Below are 19,060 nucleotides of genomic sequence, written 5' to 3'. Positions count from 1 at the left end.
TTACCAATTTTTGCGGCCAAAGCCGGATGTGATTGGGTAGCGGCGGTCTTTGCCGAAATTGCGGGCGGTGATGCGCGGCCCAACGGCGGCCTGACGCCGTTTGTATTCGTTGATATCCACCAGGCGGATGACCTTGCGCACGATCGCCTCGTCGAAGCCTTCGGCCACCAGATCGGCAACCGACTTATCGCGTTCAACGTAACCTTCCAGAATCGCATCCAGAATGTCGTACGGCGGCAGGCTGTCCTGATCGAGCTGATCCGGTGCCAGTTCTGCGGACGGTGGACGATCGATTACCCGCTGCGGGATCACGTAAGATACGGTATTGCGGTATTCGGACAGTTTGAACACCAGCGTTTTCGGTACGTCTTTCAGCACGTCGAAGCCGCCTGCCATATCACCATACAGCGTGGCGTAACCTACGGCCATCTCGCTTTTATTGCCGGTAGTCAGCACGATGCTACGGCGCTTGTTGGACAGCGCCATCAACACCACGCCACGGCAGCGTGCCTGCAGATTTTCTTCGGTAGTATCGCGTTCGGTACCGGCAAACATTGGCGTTAGTTGGCCCATAAAGGCGTCGAACATAGGTTCAATAGAAACGATATCGAATTCAATGCCGAGGATTTCCGCCTCTTCTTTGGCGTCGGCGATACTGATATCCGCGGTATAGCGGAACGGCATCATCAGCGCCTGCACTTTATCTTTACCCAACGCATCGACGGCAATCGCCAACGTCAGTGCCGAATCAATGCCGCCAGACAACCCCAGTACCGCGCCCTTAAAGCCATTTTTAGTGACGTAATCACGCACCGCCAACACCAGGGCTTCGTACACCTGTGCCAACTGTGGCAACTCGGCGGCCGGTGCGGTCATTGGCACCACTTCCAGCTCATTGAGCTCAAGCAGGGTCACCTGCTCGGCAAACGCCGTCAGCCGATGGGTCATATTGCCGGCCGCATCGAACACCTTCGAACAACCGTCGAAAATCAGCTCATCCTGCCCGCCAATCTGGTTCAGATACACCAGTGGCAGATGGGTACGTTGGCAATGGCCGGCCATTAGCGTCTTGCGGATATACGGCTTTTCGCGATTGTAAGGCGAGGCATTGATCGACAAAATCATTTCGGCACCGGCAGCCTTGGCGGCATCGACCGGCCCAGGGAACCACAGATCCTCGCAAATCAGCAGTCCCAATTGATAGCCTTTCAGCTCAACCACGCAGGTTTCGTTACCGGCCAAGAAGTAGCGTTTCTCATCGAAAACGCCGTAGTTCGGCAACTGCTGCTTGAAGTAACGCGCCAGTAACTGCCCTTCAGAAAACAGCGACAGCGCATTATACAGCTTGTCACCTTCGCGCCACGGATGGCCAACCAGAATGGCGACCTCGGCAGAGGCCTGCTGCAGACGCTGCAGCTGTGCGTCACAGCGCTGATAAAAATCGTTACGGTACAGCAGGTCTTCCGGCGGATAGCCGGAGAGCGCCAACTCGGTGAACATGACCAGATCGGCTCCCGCCTTCTGCTGCTCTTGCACGGTTTGCAACATGCGTTCGGTGTTGCCTTCAATGTCACCGACCAGCAGATTTAGCTGGGCCAGTGCGATGGAAAGTGATCTGCTCATTGTTTAGGATCCCGCTTAATACGTTCCATGGTGCTTTGTGTTGGGCCACGCCACAAACCAGAGAACGGAGTGTAAATCATTCCACCGCATTTGTTGAGAACCTGCATGCTCAGGCTGCGGCGGAAAACATCATTCTTTAAAATCGTTGGCGTCCAGTTCATGGCGCGACAGCAACTTATAAAACTCGGTACGGTTACGGCCCGCCATACGCGCGGCCTGGGTCACGTTACCCTTGGTGATCTGCAACAGTTTGCGCAGATAGTGTAATTCAAACTGATTGCGTGCCTCGACAAAGGTCGGCAAGGCGGTATTTTCCCCTTCCAACGCCTGCTCAACCAGCGCTTCGCTGATCACCGGCGCAGAGGTCAGGGCCACACACTGCTCGATGACGTTCACCAGTTGGCGCACGTTGCCCGGCCAGGTGGCAGTCATCAGGCGTTTCATGGCGTCCGTTGAGAAGCTGCGGACGAAGGGTTTATGGCGCTTGGCCGATTCGCGCAGCAGATGATTGGCCAGCAGCGGGATATCCTCGGCACGCTCATTCAACGCCGGGATCTTCAGGTTCACCACGTTCAGGCGGTAGTACAAATCCTCGCGGAATTCGTTTTTCGCCATCGCCTTTTGCAGATCGCGGTGGGTGGCGGAAATGATGCGGACGTCAATGTCCAGATCGCGGTTGCTGCCCAGCGGGCGCACCTTGCGCTCCTGCAATACGCGCAACAGCTTAACCTGCAGCGAAAGCGGCATATCACCGATCTCGTCGAGGAACAGTGTGCCGCCGGCTGCCGCCTGGAACAACCCTTCGCGACTGCTGACCGCACCGGTAAAGGCCCCTTTGGCATGGCCAAACAGCTCGGACTCCAGCAGTTGCTCCGGCAACGCACCGCAGTTAATGGCGATAAACGCCTTTTTACCACGAGGACTGGCACCGTGGATCGCCTGCGCCAACACCTCTTTACCGGTGCCGCTATGGCCGTTAATCAATACGCTGACATCAGACTGCGCCACCATTTTTGCCTGCTCCAGCAGACGCAGCATAATCGGGCTGCGGGTGACGATGTCTTCACGCCAACTGTCATCACCGGCCGGCAGTGACAGCGATAATGCATCGTCGATGGCTTTGTACAGCGCATCGCGATCCACCGGTTTGGTCAGGAAGCTGAACACCCCTTGCTGGGTAGCCGCCACCGCGTCCGGTATCGAGCCATGAGCGGTCAGGATGATCACCGGCATGCCAGGCTGATGCTTTTGGATTTCGGCAAACAGCGCCATGCCGTCCATTTCATCCATCCGCAGATCGCTGATCACCAGATCAATCTTCTCACGCCCTAACAGGCGTAGCGCTTCCTGGCCGCTTTCAGCGGTAGTGACATGAAAACCTTCGCTGGTCAGGCGCATCCCCAGCAGCTTAAGCAGGCTGGGATCGTCGTCAACCAATAACAAATTGGCCGGTTTGCGTGCGGTCATTGCGCGTGAGACTCCTTGTTAGCGGGGGGCGGCGCGTAGGTATCTTCCGGCTCCACCGGCAAAGCGGTACCCTTCTCAGGTTCTGCATCCGGTTCTGCAGCCTTGGCCGGCGCGACTTTCTTGCCCGTGGCGTCGGTTTTTTGCTGCGTTCCGCTGTTGTCCGGGATATCACTCTGCATCTGCTTGCGCGAAGAGAGCTGGCGTTCGATATCGGTCAGATTTTCCAGCTTGCGCGAAGTGTCCTGCAACTGTGCCTGTAAGCGCACCTGGCTCTGGCGCAGCGTATCGATCTGGCTGTCGGAGCTTTCCTGCAGGTGCTGATAGCGCGCCTTTTCATCAAACAGAGTGATCTGCAGCACCTGCTGTTGACGCCACAACTGCAACAGCGGGCGCAGTGAGCTTGGGAACTCCATGCGGTAACTGTTCAGGCGGTCGATCATCTGACGACGTTCGCCCGAGGTCGGCTCGGCACTGCTCAGCAGGATGCTTTGCTTGAAAATACCGTCCCAGCTGTTGCCGGGCAGCGTTTTCGCCAGCGTACGCGCCTGGGTTGAACCGATACGATCGGCACAGTCCATGGCACGCAGCCAGTAAAGTGAGTTATTCAACGCATCTTTTTCGTCGAGCAACCACAGGCTGTCGCATGCTGCGATACGGTAATCCACCACTTTGGTGTCCGGGATCGCTTCCTGCTGAGGCTGACCCAGGTCACCACTGACCGCCCGATCGACGCACCCCGCCAGCAGAAACGGCATAAAAAGAACGCTGCCTAAAAAGGAAAATCGACGCTTGCCGAGCGGCGTGCCCTGTGTGGCACGCGGTGAACGTTCGGTCTGCGAGAGACGAAGGCGTTTAGACCATGTGTACATTATTATTCATTCTCGGCGGTTAATGGCAATTCAATACGGAAGCAAACGTCTGTGCCGGCAACTTCAACCAACTGCAGTTCGCCACGCATGCGGCGGATACAATCCTGCGCAATGCTCAGCCCCAGACCGCTTCCTTTTACCGCCCCTTTTCGCTGGTGACTACCTTGGAAAAAAGGCTCAAAAATCATGGTTCTCTCAGCTTCGGGGATCGGCGTGCCGCTGTTTGCGACATCAATTTGTACCCGTTGCCCAACCTGACGGCTGCGGATCCAAATGTTACCGGATTCCTGGCCGTAGTGCACCGCATTGGAGTAGAGATTATCCAGCACGCGCATTAATAGCGTAGGCTCTGCCCAGCATATTTCCGCATCCAATTGGATCTCGGTGCGGATCAATTTTGCCCGGGCCGGCAAACTGTGTGCCGCCACCACCATTTCGACCATCTCTTCCAGCTCGACATTCTCATGCTCTGCCGGGCCATCGGCCAGTTTGCGGTTGTAATCCAGCAGTTGTTCAATCAGTTGCTGCAGGTGGCGGCTGCTGCCGTCGAGAATAGCCACCACCTCTTTTTGATCGGAGGTCAGCGGACCGGCCACTTCATCCGCCAGCAGCTCGGTACCCTCACGCATGCTGGCCAGCGGCGTCTTTAGCTCATGCGAGATATGGCGCAGGAACTCATGGCGCTGCGACTCCAGCCACGCCAGACGTTCACTCAACCAAATAATCCGCTGGGCCAGTGAACGCAGTTCACGCGGCCCTTTGAAAGTATCGGTACTGCCCAATGCTCGCCCTTCCCCCAAACGGTTGATCATTCGCTCTACCGCTTTTACCGGGCCGATAATCATCCGGGTGAATAACACCACCAGCATCACGCTGACCAGGAACAGCATCAATGCCTGCCAGCCGAAGAACTGGCCGCGCTCGGCAATCGCCTGCTGTAACTGCTGGCCGCGAGAGAACACCACGGCGCGCGTGGCCTGCACCATCTCGGCATTAGAGCGTGAAAACGATTCTAACAGCGTGGAAGCCTGCGGATCCGGGCCGCTGCTTTGGCATTTAATCGTCGCGAGCTGGGTCAGCAGATCGCGCAAGGTTTGATAATAGCGTTCATCCGGCAGGATCGGCGCGTGGGCATCGAGCATCTGTGAATACTGTTTGCGCTGGTTTTGGTACAGCCGCGCCAGAGTGGGATCGACCAGTACGCAATATTGGCGGTAACTGCGTTCCATTTCCAGCGCTACGCTGGTCATCGCCTCGCTGCGTCGTGCATCCACCAGCGTGGTGCGGTTGATGTCTGCCGCCTGGGCGCTGAGGTGATCCAGGCTCTGGTAAGCCTGATAGGCCAGCACCAGCAGCGGCAACAGTACCAGCAGGAACGCCATCAGCACCAGTTGGCGCAGTGAGCGGGGAAATAAACGCCATCTTTTCAACGAAATCATCTCATTGTCTCTAGTCTGCTTCGATGCTAACCGAGTCGCCGATGAGAGGAAAGCCCGGCGTTCAGCGCAGCGTCAGGAAAATATAGGGAAGCGTGCCGTAGGTAGGAGTTTGCGTTTGGATCTGGCGATAATGAAAGAGTGGAAAACAGCGTTTTGACGATTTGACGCTGGGGCAGGGCTGCCCCATCGCAAGAATGTGTGGATGCCCTTGAATCTCGTCCCCAGGGTGATGTAGCACCAGGCTGGCATCGAACAGGACGAATAGCATCCGTACGTATCCGGGGTTGATGAACACTCATCACAGTTGGATACAGGCGGTGCCTCACTCCACGTGTCGCCCGATGGTTGATAAAGCGCTTGCGCGTCTGTTATCGGTTTGGTTGGACGATAGGCACCATTTCTTTGGCATCATTCGGAGGCTTATGAGGCAACAATTCCGTCTAAATACGGGGCCGTCATAAATAGTTGAATGAGCAACTGGGCAGAATAATGCACTTAGCGTGCCAACTTTTCAAGTTATTTTCAATTAATTGATATTATTGAATAAAAAATAAAAACATCGCCAAAGTTATAAAATAAGTAGCCTATCCGGTGAAGAAAAAAACGCCACCCTGTCGCCAAAAACCGACAACTTAAGCCAATTAATTTTCCACCATTATAAATCAATGAGTTAAATGTCTCTTTTTAGAGACAATGAAAACAGCCTCTGTCGCAAAATACCAACAATGCTCGGCAGGCAGAACAATAAAAAGGGGCGCAATCTCTTGCGCCCCTCAGGCTACCGCTAAATGCTCGCTTAGCCCAGTTGCTTACGGGCGTTGCGGAACATGCGCATCCACGGGCTGTCTTCGCCCCACTCTTCCGGATGCCACGAGTTGCTGACGGTGCGGAATACCCGCTCCGGATGCGGCATCATCACCGTCGCGCGGCCATTGCTGCTGGTCACTGCGGTGATCCCGTTCGGTGAACCGTTCGGGTTGGCTGGGTAGGTTTCCGTTACCTGGCCGGCATTGTCCACAAAACGCAACGCCACCAGGCCGTTGCTTTCCAGCGCCGCCAGGTGCGCAGCATCGCGCACTTCAACGTGCCCTTCACCGTGCGAGACGGCGATCGGCATGCGGGAACTCGCCATGCCCTGCATGAACAGCGACGGGCTGGCCGCCACTTCCACCAGGCTGAAACGCGCTTCAAAACGGTCTGACAGGTTACGTACGAAACGCGGCCAATGTTCGGCCCCTGGGATCAGATCGCGCAGGTTCGACATCATCTGGCAACCGTTACACACCCCCAGCGCCAGGGTTTGCGGACGGTGGAAAAAGGACTCGAACTCGTCACGCACGCGATCGTTGAACAGAATCGACTTCGCCCAGCCTTCACCGGCGCCCAGTACGTCACCGTACGAGAAGCCACCGCAGGCCACCAGCGTATGGAAGTCCTGCAGGTCACGACGGCCTTCCAGCAAATCGCTCATATGCACGTCTACCGCATCAAAACCGGCGCGATGGAATGCTGCAGCCATCTCAACGTGGGAGTTAACCCCCTGCTCACGCAGCACCGCTACTTTAGGACGTGCGCCCTTGGCGATGTACGGCGCAGCAATGTCTTCTCCCGGAGCGAAACTCAGTTTGACGTTCAGGCCAGGGTCACGCTCATCCTGCTTGGCCCGGTGCTCCTGATCGGCACATTCCGGGTTATCACGCAGGCGCTGCATCTGCCAGGTGGTTTCCGCCCACCAGGTGCGCAGCGTCGCGCGGCTTTCGCTGTATACCGTTTTATCGCCCTGGGTGATCACAAAGCGATCGCCGGCCTGTACGCTGCCGATGTGGTGAACATTGTCCACCAGACCATGCTGAGCAAATACCTGCTGTACCACAGCAAGCTGGTCAGCCGTAACCTGGATCACTGCGCCCAACTCTTCATTAAACAGCGCCGCCAGTGCATCGTCGCCCAGCGCTTTGATATCCACCTGCACGCCGCAGTGGCCGGCAAATGCCATTTCCGCCAACGTGACCAATAGGCCACCGTCGGAACGGTCGTGGTAAGCCAGCAGCGCGCGGTCGGCCACCAACTGTTGCATGGCATTGAAGAAGCCCGCCAACTGCTCAACGTTACGCACGTCGGCCGGTTTGTCGCCCAGTTGACGATAAACCTGCGCCAGCGCAGTAGCACCCAGCGCGTTATGGCCGTTACCCAGATCAATCAACAACAGTGCGCTGTCACCCTTATCGGTGCGCAGCTGTGGCGTCACGGTGTGGCGGACATCTTCTACGCGAGCAAAACCGGTGATCACCAGTGACAACGGCGAGGTCATTTCGCGCTGTTCGTTGCCTTCCTGCCAGCGGGTTTTCATCGACATAGAGTCTTTGCCCACTGGAATAGTGATACCCAGCGCCGGACAAAGTTCTTCGCCCACCGCCTTCACCGCTTCATACAAACCGGCATCTTCACCCGGGTGACCGGCTGCCGCCATCCAGTTAGCGGAAAGCTTCACGCGCTTGAGCGAACCGATTTCGGTCGCTGCCAGGTTGGTCAGCGCTTCCCCGACCGCCAGACGCCCAGAGGCGGCGAAGTCCAGCAGGGCCACCGGCGCACGTTCGCCGATAGACATCGCTTCACCGTAATAACTGTCCAGACTGGCAGTGGTCACCGCGCAGTCGGCGACCGGGATCTGCCACGGGCCTACCATCTGATCGCGCGCCACCATACCGGTCACGGTACGGTCGCCAATGGTGATCAGAAAGGTTTTCTCTGCAACCGCCGGCAGATGCAGTACGCGGTTGACCGCATCATTCAGGGTGATTTCGTCACGCAGCAGCGGCTGGCCTTTGGCCTGCAGGCGGGTCACGTCACGTGTCATCTTCGGCGTTTTACCCAGCAGCACGTCCAGCGGCATGTCGATCGGCTGGTTGTCGAAATGGCTGTCATTCAGCGTCAGATGTTGTTCTTCGGTGGCTTCACCGATCACCGCATAAGGCGCACGCTCACGGCGGCAAATCTCGTCAAACTGAGCCATCTGTGCCGGTGCAATCGCCATCACATAACGTTCCTGCGATTCATTACACCAGACTTCCAGCGGGCTCATGCCCGGCTCGTCGTTCAGAATATCGCGCAGTTCGAAACGACCACCGCGGCCGCCGTCGCTGACCAGTTCAGGCATGGCGTTGGACAAGCCACCGGCACCGACATCGTGGATAAACAGAATCGGGTTTTGTTCGCCCAACTGCCAACAGCGGTCGATCACTTCCTGGCAACGACGTTCCATTTCCGGGTTGTCACGCTGTACCGAAGCGAAGTCCAGATCGGCATCAGACTGGCCGGAGGCCATCGATGATGCCGCGCCGCCGCCCAGACCGATATTCATCGCCGGGCCACCCAGCACCACCAGTTTGGCACCAACGGTGATTTCAGCTTTTTGTACGTGGTTGGCGCGAATGTTACCAATACCGCCCGCCAGCATGATCGGCTTGTGGTAGCCGCGCAGTTCCACGCCGTTATGGCTATTGACCTGCTCTTCATAGGTACGGAAGTAACCCACCAGTGCCGGACGGCCGAATTCGTTGTTGAACGCCGCACCGCCCAATGGGCCGTCGGTCATGATATCCAGAGCCGTTACAATACGGTCTGGCTTGCCGAAATCCTGCTCCCAGGGCTGTTCAAAGCCGGGAATGCGCAGGTTGGAAACCGAGAAGCCCACCAGACCGGCCTTGGGTTTGGCGCCACGACCGGTTGCGCCTTCGTCACGGATCTCACCACCGGAACCGGTAGCGGCACCCGGCCATGGGGAGATCGCCGTTGGGTGGTTATGGGTTTCCACCTTCATCAGGATATGAGTTTCTTCCTGATGGTAGTCATACTGGCCGCTTTCCGGTGCGGCGAAGAACCGACCAACCTGCGAGCCTTCCATCACCGCCGCGTTGTCTTTATAAGCCGACAGCACGTAATCCGGCGTCTGTTCGAAGGTATTTTTGATCATTTTAAACAGCGACTTCGGTTGCTGTTCACCATCGATGACCCAATCGGCGTTGAAAATTTTATGGCGGCAGTGCTCGGAGTTGGCCTGCGCGAACATGTAGAGTTCGATATCTGTCGGGTTGCGCCCCAGACCGGTAAAGGCATTCAGCAGATAGTCGATTTCGTCCTCGGCCAGTGCCAGACCCAGCTTGAGGTTAGCCTGCTCCAGCGCGCTGCGCCCTTCCCCCAGCATATCGACCCTCTGATAAGGTGCCGGCTGATGTTGAGCGAACAGTTGCTCCGCCTGTTGCAGGCTGCTGAAGACGGTTTCCATCATGCGGTCGTGCAACAAGACGGCAAGCTGCTGCCATTGGGCTTCGGTCAGCGCCTCTGCCTTGACGTAAAACGCCAGACCGCGCTCCAGCCGCAGCACCTGCTTCAAACCGCAGTTGTGGGCAATATCGCTGGCTTTGGAAGACCACGGAGAAATGGTACCCGGACGCGGCGTCACCAACAGCAGACGGCCTTCAGGGGCATGTTCGGCGAGAGAGGGGCCGTACTTGAGCAGACGCGCGAGCTTGGCGTGCTCTTCGGTATTTAGCGGCGCGCTAACATCAGCAAAGTGGACGTACTCGGCGTAGATATCACTGACAGGAAGGTGAGCGTCCTGGCAACGGGACAGCAGTTTGGTAACACGAAAAGCCGACAAAGCGGGCGAACCACGCAGTATTTCCATAATCAAAGTTCTCTCGTCTTCGAAGCAACTGACTTCAGCACTTCATTGGGCGCAACAGGGGGAAAACGCGCGCCATTATAGAGAATCTAGGCCGCCGACGAAACCGTTTGCGTAGCTATTATTGATAAAAGCTCTCCGCCCCCTCGAATTGTCATAACGTGTCAATAAAGTTGCACGCTGGCGCTTTGTTGCGCAAAATGCCCCGGCCCTGGTGATTTAACCATAAGAAAAGACTGGTTTGCGGTCAGCAGTGCATGTGTGCCACCACTGGATAACTATTTGAAACGCCTTAAAATAAACTACATTCTAATCGGTGTTGTTACCTTGCTTCTGGCGCTCGCCCTGTGGCCCAATATCACCTGGCGCGGCGGCCAGGGCGGGCAACTCGAAGAGATCAAATCACGCGGAGAGTTGCGTATCAGTACGCTAAACTCACCGTTGAACTATTTCACCACCAAGCAGGGGCCAAGCGGTCTCGACTACGAGTTGGCGAAACGCTTTGCCAACTACCTGGGCGTGAAACTGGTAGTGATCCCGCACAAGAACATTAATGACCTGTTTGACGATCTGGACGATGACGATGCCGACCTGTTGGCCGCCGGCCTGATCTACAATCAGGATCGCCTCAGCCGCGCGCGCACCGGCCCGGCTTATTATTCCGTTTCTCAACAGTTGGTTTATCGTCTGGGTACTGCCCGGCCGAAAACCTTTGCCGACATTAAAGGCAAACTGGCGGTGGCCTCCGGCTCGGCACACGTCAGAACCCTGAAACAGCTCAAACAAAGTAAATTCCCGGATCTCAGTTGGGAAGCCTCCAGCGATCTCACCTCCAAGGAGCTGTTGGAGCAGGTGGCCGACGGCAAGCTGGATTACACCCTCGGCGATTCCGTCACCATCGCGCTACTGCAACGTATCCACCCACAATTGGCCGTGGCGTTCGACGTCACCGATGAAGAACCGGTTACCTGGTACTTGAAACGTGGCACCGACGATAGCCTATATGCGGCAATGCTGGACTTCTACAGCCAGATGGTGGACGACGGCACCCTGGCGCGGCTAGAAGAGAAGTATCTCGGCCACGTAGGCAGTTTCGATTACGTCGACACCAAGACCTTCCTGTCCGCCATCGATTCGGTACTGCCGACTTTTCGCTCGCTGTTCGAAAAGTATGCCAACGAGATCGACTGGAAGCTGCTGGCGGCCATTGCCTATCAGGAATCACACTGGAACCCGCAGGCAACCTCACCGACCGGCGTACGTGGTCTGATGATGCTGACACGAGCCACTGCCGACGGCCTGGGGGTTAACGATCGTCTCGATCCCGAGGAAAGTATTCAGGGCGGTGCCCTCTACCTGCAAAGGCTGATGGCCAAGGTGCCCGACAGCGTGCCCGAAGATGAACGTATCTGGTTCTCACTGGCGGCCTACAACATGGGCTGGGGCCATATGCTCGATGCCCGTAAGCTGACCAAAATGCAAAAAGGCAATCCGGACAGTTGGGTCGACGTCAAACAGCGTCTGCCGATGCTCAGCCAGAAACGCCACTACCCGCAATTAACCTACGGCTATGCGCGTGGGCGCGAAGCCTATAACTACGTGGAAAACATTCGCCGCTATCAGGTTAGCCTGGTGGGTTATTTGCAAGAAAAGGAGAGAAAGGCGACGCAGGAAGCGGCCGAGCAGGTGGAACTGGGGAAAGGCTATCCGGCCGTGACACCGGAGTTGGCACTGAATTTCTGATTATTCCGGCTTGTTATCCACAGCGGTGCGCTGCGCCTGCTTCAACGCCTTTTTCTGCTCACGACGCAGGCGGAAAAAGTTGCTCAGCGTAGCGGCACACTCCTCGGCCAACACGCCGGACAGGATCTCCACCTGATGATTCATGCCCGGATGGCGCAAAATATCCACCAGCGATCCTGCCGCACCGGTTTTCACATCGGCTGCACCGTACACCAACCGACGAATACGACTGTGCACCATAGCCCCGGCGCACATCACACAGGGTTCCAGGGTCACATACAGAGTAGCATTCAGCAGACGGTAATTCTGTAGCACTGCCCCGCCCTGCCGTAACGCCATGATCTCCGCATGCGCCGTCGGATCGTGGCGGCCAATCGGCCGGTTCCAGCCTTCGCCAATCACCTGATTATCCAGCACCAGCAGTGCACCTACCGGCACTTCACCCTCTTCCTGCGCACGCAGGGCCAACCGCAATGCCTGACGCATCCAGTATTCATCGTTATATTCAGTCATTGCATCATTCCTCGTGCACTTTGCGGCGGGCATTATACACAGTAGCCCCTTTTGTCGCAGCCACTCGACTATACTGGCCGAATAACAGTGTTTTTCTGGGACAGGAAACATGAAATTCAGCAAAAAGAATGCCGTCGTGGTGCGTAAGGCGCTGGATGGTTGGGTCGGTGAAGGGGCATTAACCACACAACAGCAGCAACAACTGTTGCAACATGTCGAAGTGCAGCCCTTCGACTGGCGACGACTGGCACGTTATGCGTTTCTCGCCGCGCTAGCTTCTCTGGTGATTGCCATCAGCAGCCTGTTCGCCGACAACGAGCTGCTTTATCGCTTGAGCAAACTGTTCCGCTTCGACGCACCGGTGCGCATGACTATCGCCGCCATGGTAGCCGCACTTTGCTATATCTGGGCGCTGCGCCGCCGTCGGCGCCATCCGGAAAAACGCTACGGCAATGAGGCAGCGCTGTTCGTTGCCGTGCTGTTTACCGCCTGTGCCCTGTGGCAGATGGGCGTCTGGCTGGATAACGGCAGCGGCCGGGTTTCACTGCTGCTGATATTCGCCGCCCTATTGTATGGCGTAATTGGCTGGTTCAGCCGCTCCGGGCTGGTGTGGTGGTTTGCCCTTCTGTCACTCGGCAACGCCTTCGGCGCCGAAACCGGTTATATGTCCGGCTGGGGAGCTTATTGGCTGGGCATGAGCTTCCCGATGCGCTTTATCGCCTTCGGGGTGGTCCTGATCGCCGCGGCTTTGCTGTTACGACCGCTGCTCGCCAGCCGCGGGCTGGAACGAGTTTCCCTAGCGATGGGCTTGTTGTATCTGTTTATTGCCCTGTGGTTACTGTCAATCTTTGGCAATTATGGTGACCTCGACAGTTGGTACAATGCTCGTCAGATAGAACTGTTCCACTGGAGCCTGTTGTTCGGCCTGGTCGCCGTCGGCTGCATTTGGCTGGGGCTAAAACGTGACGACGGCATGCTGCGCGGGTTCGGCCTGACTTTCCTTGGCATTAACCTCTATACTCGCTTTTTCGAGTTTTTCTGGGGCGCGATGCCAAAGGCAATTTTCTTTGTGCTGCTTGGCCTGAGCCTGTGGGCATTAGGCCACTACGCTGAAAAAATATGGCAACTGGGCCGCAAACCGCACGACCTGACCGATGATTAACATCCGGCCTCCTCTGCAGCGCAGCTAACAACAGGGTGGTTTAAAAGACAGCGGGTATAGCGCGAAATTGCGATAGATCATAAACAATTAATAATTAGCGGAGTAATGTTTAAGACAAGCAATAAAGCTTTTATCAAGGAGTGAGTTATGGCTGCCTCAACTTTCTTTATCCCTTCCGTCAATATGATCGGTTCCGGTTGTCTGAACGATGCGGCGAACACCATGAAGCAACAAGGATTGCGCCACGCATTGATCGTGACCGACAAAGTGCTGAATAACATTGGCGTAGTCGCTCAGGTTCAACAGTTACTTGCCGCACAACAGATTGAAAGCTGCGTTTATGACGGCACCCACCCTAACCCAACTACCCTTAACGTGCAGCAGGGTCTGGCCCTGCTGCAAGAACACCGCTGCGATTGCGTAGTTTCTCTTGGCGGCGGCTCACCACACGACTGCGCCAAAGGTATCGCGCTGGTCGCGACCAACGGCGGAGAGATCAAGGATTATGAAGGTGTCGATCGCTCTGCCAAACCGCAGTTGCCGATGGTTGCCATCAACACCACCGCCGGCACCGCGTCTGAAATGACCCGTTTTTGCATCATTACCGACGAAGCACGCCACATCAAAATGGCGATTGTCGATAAACACGTCACCCCAATCCTGTCGGTCAACGATCCGCACCTGATGGCCGGCATGCCAAAAGGACTGACCGCCGCCACCGGGATGGATGCATTAACCCATGCGATTGAAGCCTACGTTTCCAGCGCCGCCAACCCGATTACCGACGCCTGCGCGCTGAAAGCCGTCACCATGATTGCCGAATCGCTGCGCGACGCGGTCGCCGACGGTAGCAATATGCAGGCGCGTGAAAATATGGCCTACGCCCAGTTCTTGGCCGGAATGGCCTTCAATAACGCTTCTCTCGGTTATGTGCACGCCATGGCGCACCAACTCGGCGGTTTCTACGATCTGCCGCATGGGGTATGTAACGCGGTGCTGCTGCCACACGTGCAGGAGTTCAACGCCCGGGTTTGTGCACCACGGTTGAAAGACATCGCCGTCGCCATGGGGCTGGATGTGAAGCACCTTAACGATCCACAGGGCGCTGCTGCCTGTATCGCAGCCATTCGTTTGCTGGCGAAAGACGTCGGCATCCCAGCTGGGCTGCTCGATTTAAAAGTGAAAGAGCAGGATTTCGATACGCTGGCGGCCAATGCGCTGAAAGACGCCTGCGGCTTCACTAACCCGATACAAGCCACCCACGAACAGATTGTCGCCATCTTCCGCGCGGCAATGTAATTATCCAAAATAGCAACAGGGCGGATAATCCGCCCTGTTGCTAACAAAGCAGGAAAAAGCGTGGTTTTTCCTGCTTTGTGGTGAGCAGCCGAAAATCAATAAATTGATTTTCCTGATTTTTATTTATCGGCCTCTACTCGCTCTGGGCAGGAATGAGGTTTGTCATCAGTCTGAAGGGCGGATAATCCGCCCTTTTGCTATTCCAATTGCTGCAACTCACCCAGCTTACTGACCCGCCAGCGGTGCTCGCAGAAATACAGCAAGGGGTTATCCTGCTTGCTGTCGCTGTAACCACTGTATAGCTTGAGCGGCGTACCGAGACGCTGTTCCAACTGGGTCACCTTCTGGACCCCCAGGCAACGCAGAGCCAGTACCCAACCGCCGTAACGCCGTACAATACGGCTACCTACCAGGTGAACCCGCGGCAGAAAAGCAGAGTCCTGATACACCTGTTCCACCAAACGCTCCGGCGAACCGGTGATCAGCCATACCTGCGTATCATGCGCTTCGAGATACTGACGCAGACGCATTTGCACCACCGGGAAGGCGGTCACCTTATCGCGGAAATAGCTGACAAAGCGCTGTTCCAGCGCCTTTAAGCGAGCCTCCGAGCGACCAAAGGTAATCGACCACAGCAGCACACTCATCGGCCAGCGGGCAGCACGGCCCATCACCAATAGCGTCAGCCCGACAACCGGCAACAACGGCACCACCAGCAACAAATTCAATGGCAGATGGCGCAACAAGAAACGCAAGAAACTGCCAAACATGTCTTCCTGATGCAGCGTGCCGTCCAGATCAAAGAACACCACACGGCGGCCTTCCGCGGCCTGTTGGCTCTGTTTCTCGCTCAAGCGCTACTCCTCAGGATCGTTGAATCCCATTATCCAGGTGAAAATAAATCCAGCGGCAATGGTAATCACCAGCCCCGTCAGATACAACATCACCTTACCCGAGACAATGGTTAACGCCAAAGGTAAACCCGAGATACCAAAGGTGATCACCGTAGCCACCTTCCAGTAGCTGATCAGCGCCCCACCCACAGCACCGCCGAGACACGCAGCGATAAAGGGCCTCCCCAGCGGCAAGGTCACCCCGAAAATCAAAGGTTCGCCAATGCCGAGAATACCGACCGGCAACGCCCCTTTTATTACCTTTTTCAGCCGTGCATTACGGGTTTTCATTAATACGGCCAGCGCAGCCCCGACCTGACCGACACCCGCCATCGCCAAAATCGGCAACAGTGGGTTAGAACCGTGTGCCTGCACCAGTTCGACGTGGATCGGCACCAGCCCCTGATGTAAACCGGACAGCACCAACGGCAGGAACAACCCGGACAGCACTGCGCCCACCAGCAGGCCCCCTTTGTCGATCGCCAGGTTAGCACCGTGGGCGATGGCATCAGAAATGTAGCCGCCCAACGGCTGCAGGATCACGATCGCCAACGATGCGGTCACCAGGGTGGTGATCAGCGGATTGAGGATCAGCTCGATCGACTCCGGCAACCAATTACGCAGGCGCTTTTCAACCCAGCACATCAACGCCACCACCAGCAGCACCGCAATCACCCCACCGCGCCCAGGCTGCAATGCCTCACCGAATAAAGTGATTTGCGCCAACGCCGGGCTGGAGAGAATACCGGCCATAACGCCGCCCATCGCCTGAGAACCGCCAAACACCCTGGCGGCGTTAACCCCGACCAGAATATTCATGATGGCGAACACTGCGCTGCCAAAAATCGCCAGCAGCCCCAGCACGTTGGGGTAATTTAGCGCCAGTTCGCCGGCAATATCCGGCCGTTTCAGCAGGTTAATGATGCCGGTAATCAGGCCGGAGGCGATGAACGCCGGTATCAATGGAATAAAGACATCGGCCAGCTTTTTCAGCGCGCCGCTCACTGGCGCAGCATACTTTTGTTTGGCTTGTGCTTTATTACGGGCGACATCATCCCCGCTGTCCACGGCAGGCGGTGCGCCGGTGAGCAGTGAACGCATGGCATCGACCACCTTGGCGGCGGCCCCAGGGCCGACGATAAACTGGTGCTGTTCGCCCTGTTTGATGTAGCCCTTAACTCCCGGTAACTGCCTGAGCGCCGCCAGGTCAAGGCGTTGCTCATCGCTAACCTCGACACGGACTCGTGTCATGCAGTTCTCCAGCCGGAGGATATTCTCCTCACCGCCAATGCCCGCCAGGATCTGTGTCGCTAGTCCCGTTGTCTTGTCCATCGCCCGCCCCTGGTGTGGTTTAGCGCATCAATGCCGCGCGCAAATAGCCGTCATGCTGTTGTAAGCGCTGCTGCGCCTCTTGTGCGTCGATATCGGCCAGAATCATCAGGATTGCCGGTTTGACTTCAAAACCGGTCTGCGTCAGCGCCGCTTCGGCCTGACTGCGCTCGGCACCGGTGGCTTCCACCACGATGCGGCAGGCGCGATCCACCAGTTTTACGTTGGTAGCCTTCACGTCCACCATCAGGTTTTCATAAACTTTACCCAGTTTGACCATCGCCCCGGTCGACAGCATGTTCAGCACCAGTTTCTGCGCAGTGCCGGACTTCAAACGCGTCGAACCGGTCAGGGCTTCCGGCCCCACCACCGGTGAAATAGCCACCTGCGCCTCATGGGCGATCGGCGAATCCGGGTTACAGGAAATCGCCGCCGTTGGGCAGCCCAATTGGCGTGCATAGCGCAGAGCACCTATCACATAAGGTGTGCGCCCGGATGCTGCCAGTCCTACCACCATGTCGGTGGCGGTCAAATCCAGCGCGACGAGATCTGCCTCGCCCAGCGCCGCATCATCCTCCGCACCTTCCACCGCTTTGAGCAGCGCGCCCGGGCCACCGGCAATCAACCCTATCACCATGCCATGCGGCACGCCGAAGGTCGGTGGACATTCGGAGGCATCCAACACCCCAAGGCGGCCGCTGGTGCCGGCCCCCAGATAAATCAACCGCCCACCGGCCTTCAACGCCGCAGCCGCCAGATCCACCGCTTGTACGATGGCCGGCAATACTTTTTCAATCGCCTCCGGTACCTTACGGTCTTCCTGGTTAAAGCAGCTCACCATCTCCAGCGTCGACATCTCATCGAGCCCCATGGTGGCCGGATTGCGGGTTTCGGATACTAATGCGCCCAAGTTCATTTTTTCACCTTTGAATTTTTAATTCTAAAAACAAAATCATTATTTGAATATTTTATTCAACAAAGCGAGCGCTTTTTGCTATTTTAGAGACTGGCTCACAAAAAATTTTCACTGCGCGTTTTCGCCATCGCCGTGGCAGAATGACGTCTGGTTTCCAGGGAATTACCAATGAGTACCCTTCTTCGTATTCGTCAGATGTATCCAACGCTGGCTCAAAATGACCGCAAGCTGGCGGACTTTCTGCTGCATAACGCCGAACAGGCGCGACATCTCAGCTCGCAAAAGCTGGCCCAACTGGCCGGCATCAGTCAGTCGAGCGTGGTGAAGTTTGCTCAGAAGATGGGTTACAAAGGCTTCCCGGCACTAAAACTGGCGCTGAGTGAAACCCTGGCCCAACCGCAAACAGAGCCCGTAGTTACGGTACATAACCAGATCCTCAGCAGTGATGTCTTGAAAACCGTCGGTGAAAAACTGTTGGTTGAAAAGCAGGCAGCGCTGCGTGCCACACTGGACATCAATAGTGAGGAACGCCTGCATCAGGCACTGGAAATGTTGCGTCAGGCGCGAAGGGTTATTTTGCTGGGGGTAGGGGCTTCCGGCCTGGTCGCCAAAGATTTCTCCTATAAGTTACTTAAAATTGGCGTGATGGCAGTAGCCGAGCAGGATATGCACGTCCAGTTGGCAACGGTTCAGGCGCTGGACAAGCGGGATTTGTTATTGGCCATTTCGTTCAGCGGCGAACGACGGGAAATCAACCTGGCGGCGGAAGAAGCCCGCCTGGCCGGCGCTAAAGTGCTGGCGCTGACCAGCTTCTCACCGAACGGCCTGCAGCAACGTGCCGACCACTGCTTATATACCATCGCCGAAGAGCCCAATACCCGCAGCGCGGCTATCTCTTCCAGCACCGCTCAATATGCCCTCACCGATCTGCTGTTTATGGCCTTAATTCAGCACGATCTTGATCACGCCCGCGTTAGAATAAAACACAGCGAACAATTAGTGAAAAAACTCGTCTGAATCGTATAATGCCCATGCCACAAACACCAGGATATAAAAAACACATCTAAAAATAGAGCGTGTGGCGTTTATTTTTTAAATTCCGTCCAGAATTTAAACAAGCATG

General features: G+C 56.4%; 14 protein-coding genes. 4 read left to right on the top strand and 10 right to left on the bottom strand.

The window, feature by feature from the left end; all coding sequences use genetic code 11:
* From ACUTSU_RS12930 to purL, 6 genes are all read right to left on the bottom strand, one after another.
* Positions 1-1,623 carry an NAD+ synthase gene (locus ACUTSU_RS12930; RefSeq protein ID WP_445652294.1) on the bottom strand — a complete coding sequence of 541 codons (1,623 nt, stop codon included), beginning with the start codon at positions 1,621-1,623 and terminating at the stop codon, positions 1-3.
* A gap of 129 nt (positions 1,624-1,752) precedes the next feature.
* Positions 1,753-3,090, bottom strand: coding sequence for a two-component system response regulator GlrR (glrR, locus tag ACUTSU_RS12925; RefSeq protein WP_012146357.1), 1,338 nt, complete (start codon positions 3,088-3,090; stop codon positions 1,753-1,755).
* Positions 3,087-3,959 carry a two-component system QseEF-associated lipoprotein QseG gene (qseG, locus tag ACUTSU_RS12920; RefSeq protein ID WP_445652295.1) on the bottom strand — a complete coding sequence of 291 codons (873 nt, stop codon included), beginning with the start codon at positions 3,957-3,959 and terminating at the stop codon, positions 3,087-3,089. Before qseG ends, glrR begins: the two co-directional genes overlap by 4 nt.
* 2 nt (positions 3,960-3,961) lie before the next feature.
* The gene (locus ACUTSU_RS12915; RefSeq protein ID WP_445652296.1) at positions 3,962-5,398 is read right to left on the bottom strand and encodes a HAMP domain-containing sensor histidine kinase; all 1,437 of its coding nucleotides are present in this window, start codon (positions 5,396-5,398) and stop codon (positions 3,962-3,964) included.
* 61 nt (positions 5,399-5,459) lie between these two features.
* Positions 5,460-5,666, bottom strand: coding sequence for a hypothetical protein (locus tag ACUTSU_RS12910; RefSeq protein ID WP_445654260.1), 207 nt, complete (start codon positions 5,664-5,666; stop codon positions 5,460-5,462).
* Positions 5,667-6,194: 528 nt separating this feature from the next.
* Entirely contained in the window at positions 6,195-10,085 is a 3,891-nt protein-coding gene (gene purL / locus ACUTSU_RS12905) for a phosphoribosylformylglycinamidine synthase (RefSeq protein WP_445652297.1), read from the bottom strand.
* Between the two features lie 279 nt (positions 10,086-10,364).
* Between purL and mltF the strand changes: the two genes are divergently transcribed.
* Complete coding sequence (mltF, locus tag ACUTSU_RS12900) at positions 10,365-11,825, top strand: membrane-bound lytic murein transglycosylase MltF (RefSeq protein WP_445652298.1); 1,461 nt, start codon at positions 10,365-10,367, stop codon at positions 11,823-11,825.
* Here mltF and tadA read toward each other — a convergent pair whose 3' ends face one another.
* Entirely contained in the window at positions 11,826-12,371 is a 546-nt protein-coding gene (gene tadA / locus ACUTSU_RS12895) for a tRNA adenosine(34) deaminase TadA (RefSeq protein ID WP_445652299.1), read from the bottom strand.
* Positions 12,372-12,447: 76 nt separating this feature from the next.
* Here tadA and ACUTSU_RS12890 point away from each other — a divergent pair, with 76 nt between their 5' ends.
* The gene (locus ACUTSU_RS12890; RefSeq protein ID WP_445654259.1) at positions 12,448-13,500 is read left to right on the top strand and encodes a DUF2157 domain-containing protein; all 1,053 of its coding nucleotides are present in this window, start codon (positions 12,448-12,450) and stop codon (positions 13,498-13,500) included.
* 147 nt (positions 13,501-13,647) lie between these two features.
* Positions 13,648-14,799 carry an L-threonine dehydrogenase gene (gene yiaY, locus ACUTSU_RS12885; protein ID WP_445652301.1) on the top strand — a complete coding sequence of 384 codons (1,152 nt, stop codon included), beginning with the start codon at positions 13,648-13,650 and terminating at the stop codon, positions 14,797-14,799.
* A gap of 197 nt (positions 14,800-14,996) precedes the next feature.
* Here the strand turns inward: yiaY and yfhb are convergent, their stop codons facing one another.
* The 3 genes from yfhb to murQ are packed head-to-tail and all read right to left on the bottom strand — an operon-like array spanning position 14,997 to position 17,937.
* The gene (yfhb, locus tag ACUTSU_RS12880) at positions 14,997-15,653 is read right to left on the bottom strand and encodes a phosphatidylglycerophosphatase C (RefSeq protein ID WP_445652302.1); all 657 of its coding nucleotides are present in this window, start codon (positions 15,651-15,653) and stop codon (positions 14,997-14,999) included.
* 3 nt (positions 15,654-15,656) lie between these two features.
* Entirely contained in the window at positions 15,657-17,024 is a 1,368-nt protein-coding gene (locus tag ACUTSU_RS12875; protein ID WP_445652303.1) for a PTS transporter subunit EIIC, read from the bottom strand.
* Positions 17,025-17,043: 19 nt separating this feature from the next.
* Positions 17,044-17,937, bottom strand: a complete 894-nt coding sequence (gene murQ / locus ACUTSU_RS12870; RefSeq protein ID WP_445652304.1) for an N-acetylmuramic acid 6-phosphate etherase — start codon at positions 17,935-17,937, stop codon at positions 17,044-17,046.
* 168 nt (positions 17,938-18,105) lie between these two features.
* Between murQ and ACUTSU_RS12865 the strand changes: the two genes are divergently transcribed.
* A complete protein-coding gene (locus tag ACUTSU_RS12865; protein WP_445652305.1) occupies positions 18,106-18,954 on the top strand; it encodes a MurR/RpiR family transcriptional regulator in 849 nt (282 codons plus the stop codon).
* Positions 18,955-19,060 lie beyond the last annotated feature (106 nt).

Source organism: Serratia sp. NA_13, from assembly GCF_052691735.1.
The sequence above is the reverse complement of the archived record's forward strand: the minus strand, read 5'-3'. Positions and strand labels throughout refer to the sequence as shown.

Coding starts and splice junctions, on each gene's coding strand:
- ACUTSU_RS12930 (WP_445652294.1), bottom strand. CDS start 1,623: ATGAGCAGATCACTTTCCATCGCACTGGCCCAGCTAAATCTGCTGGTC.
- ACUTSU_RS12915 (WP_445652296.1), bottom strand. CDS start 5,398: ATGATTTCGTTGAAAAGATGGCGTTTATTTCCCCGCTCACTGCGCCAA.
- ACUTSU_RS12865 (WP_445652305.1), top strand. CDS start 18,106: ATGAGTACCCTTCTTCGTATTCGTCAGATGTATCCAACGCTGGCTCAA.
- qseG (WP_445652295.1), bottom strand. CDS start 3,959: ATGTACACATGGTCTAAACGCCTTCGTCTCTCGCAGACCGAACGTTCA.
- yiaY (WP_445652301.1), top strand. CDS start 13,648: ATGGCTGCCTCAACTTTCTTTATCCCTTCCGTCAATATGATCGGTTCC.
- tadA (WP_445652299.1), bottom strand. CDS start 12,371: ATGCCCGCCGCAAAGTGCACGAGGAATGATGCAATGACTGAATATAAC.
- ACUTSU_RS12890 (WP_445654259.1), top strand. CDS start 12,448: ATGAAATTCAGCAAAAAGAATGCCGTCGTGGTGCGTAAGGCGCTGGAT.
- purL (WP_445652297.1), bottom strand. CDS start 10,085: ATGGAAATACTGCGTGGTTCGCCCGCTTTGTCGGCTTTTCGTGTTACC.
- ACUTSU_RS12875 (WP_445652303.1), bottom strand. CDS start 17,024: ATGGACAAGACAACGGGACTAGCGACACAGATCCTGGCGGGCATTGGC.
- ACUTSU_RS12910 (WP_445654260.1), bottom strand. CDS start 5,666: ATGCTATTCGTCCTGTTCGATGCCAGCCTGGTGCTACATCACCCTGGG.
- glrR (WP_012146357.1), bottom strand. CDS start 3,090: ATGACCGCACGCAAACCGGCCAATTTGTTATTGGTTGACGACGATCCC.
- murQ (WP_445652304.1), bottom strand. CDS start 17,937: ATGAACTTGGGCGCATTAGTATCCGAAACCCGCAATCCGGCCACCATG.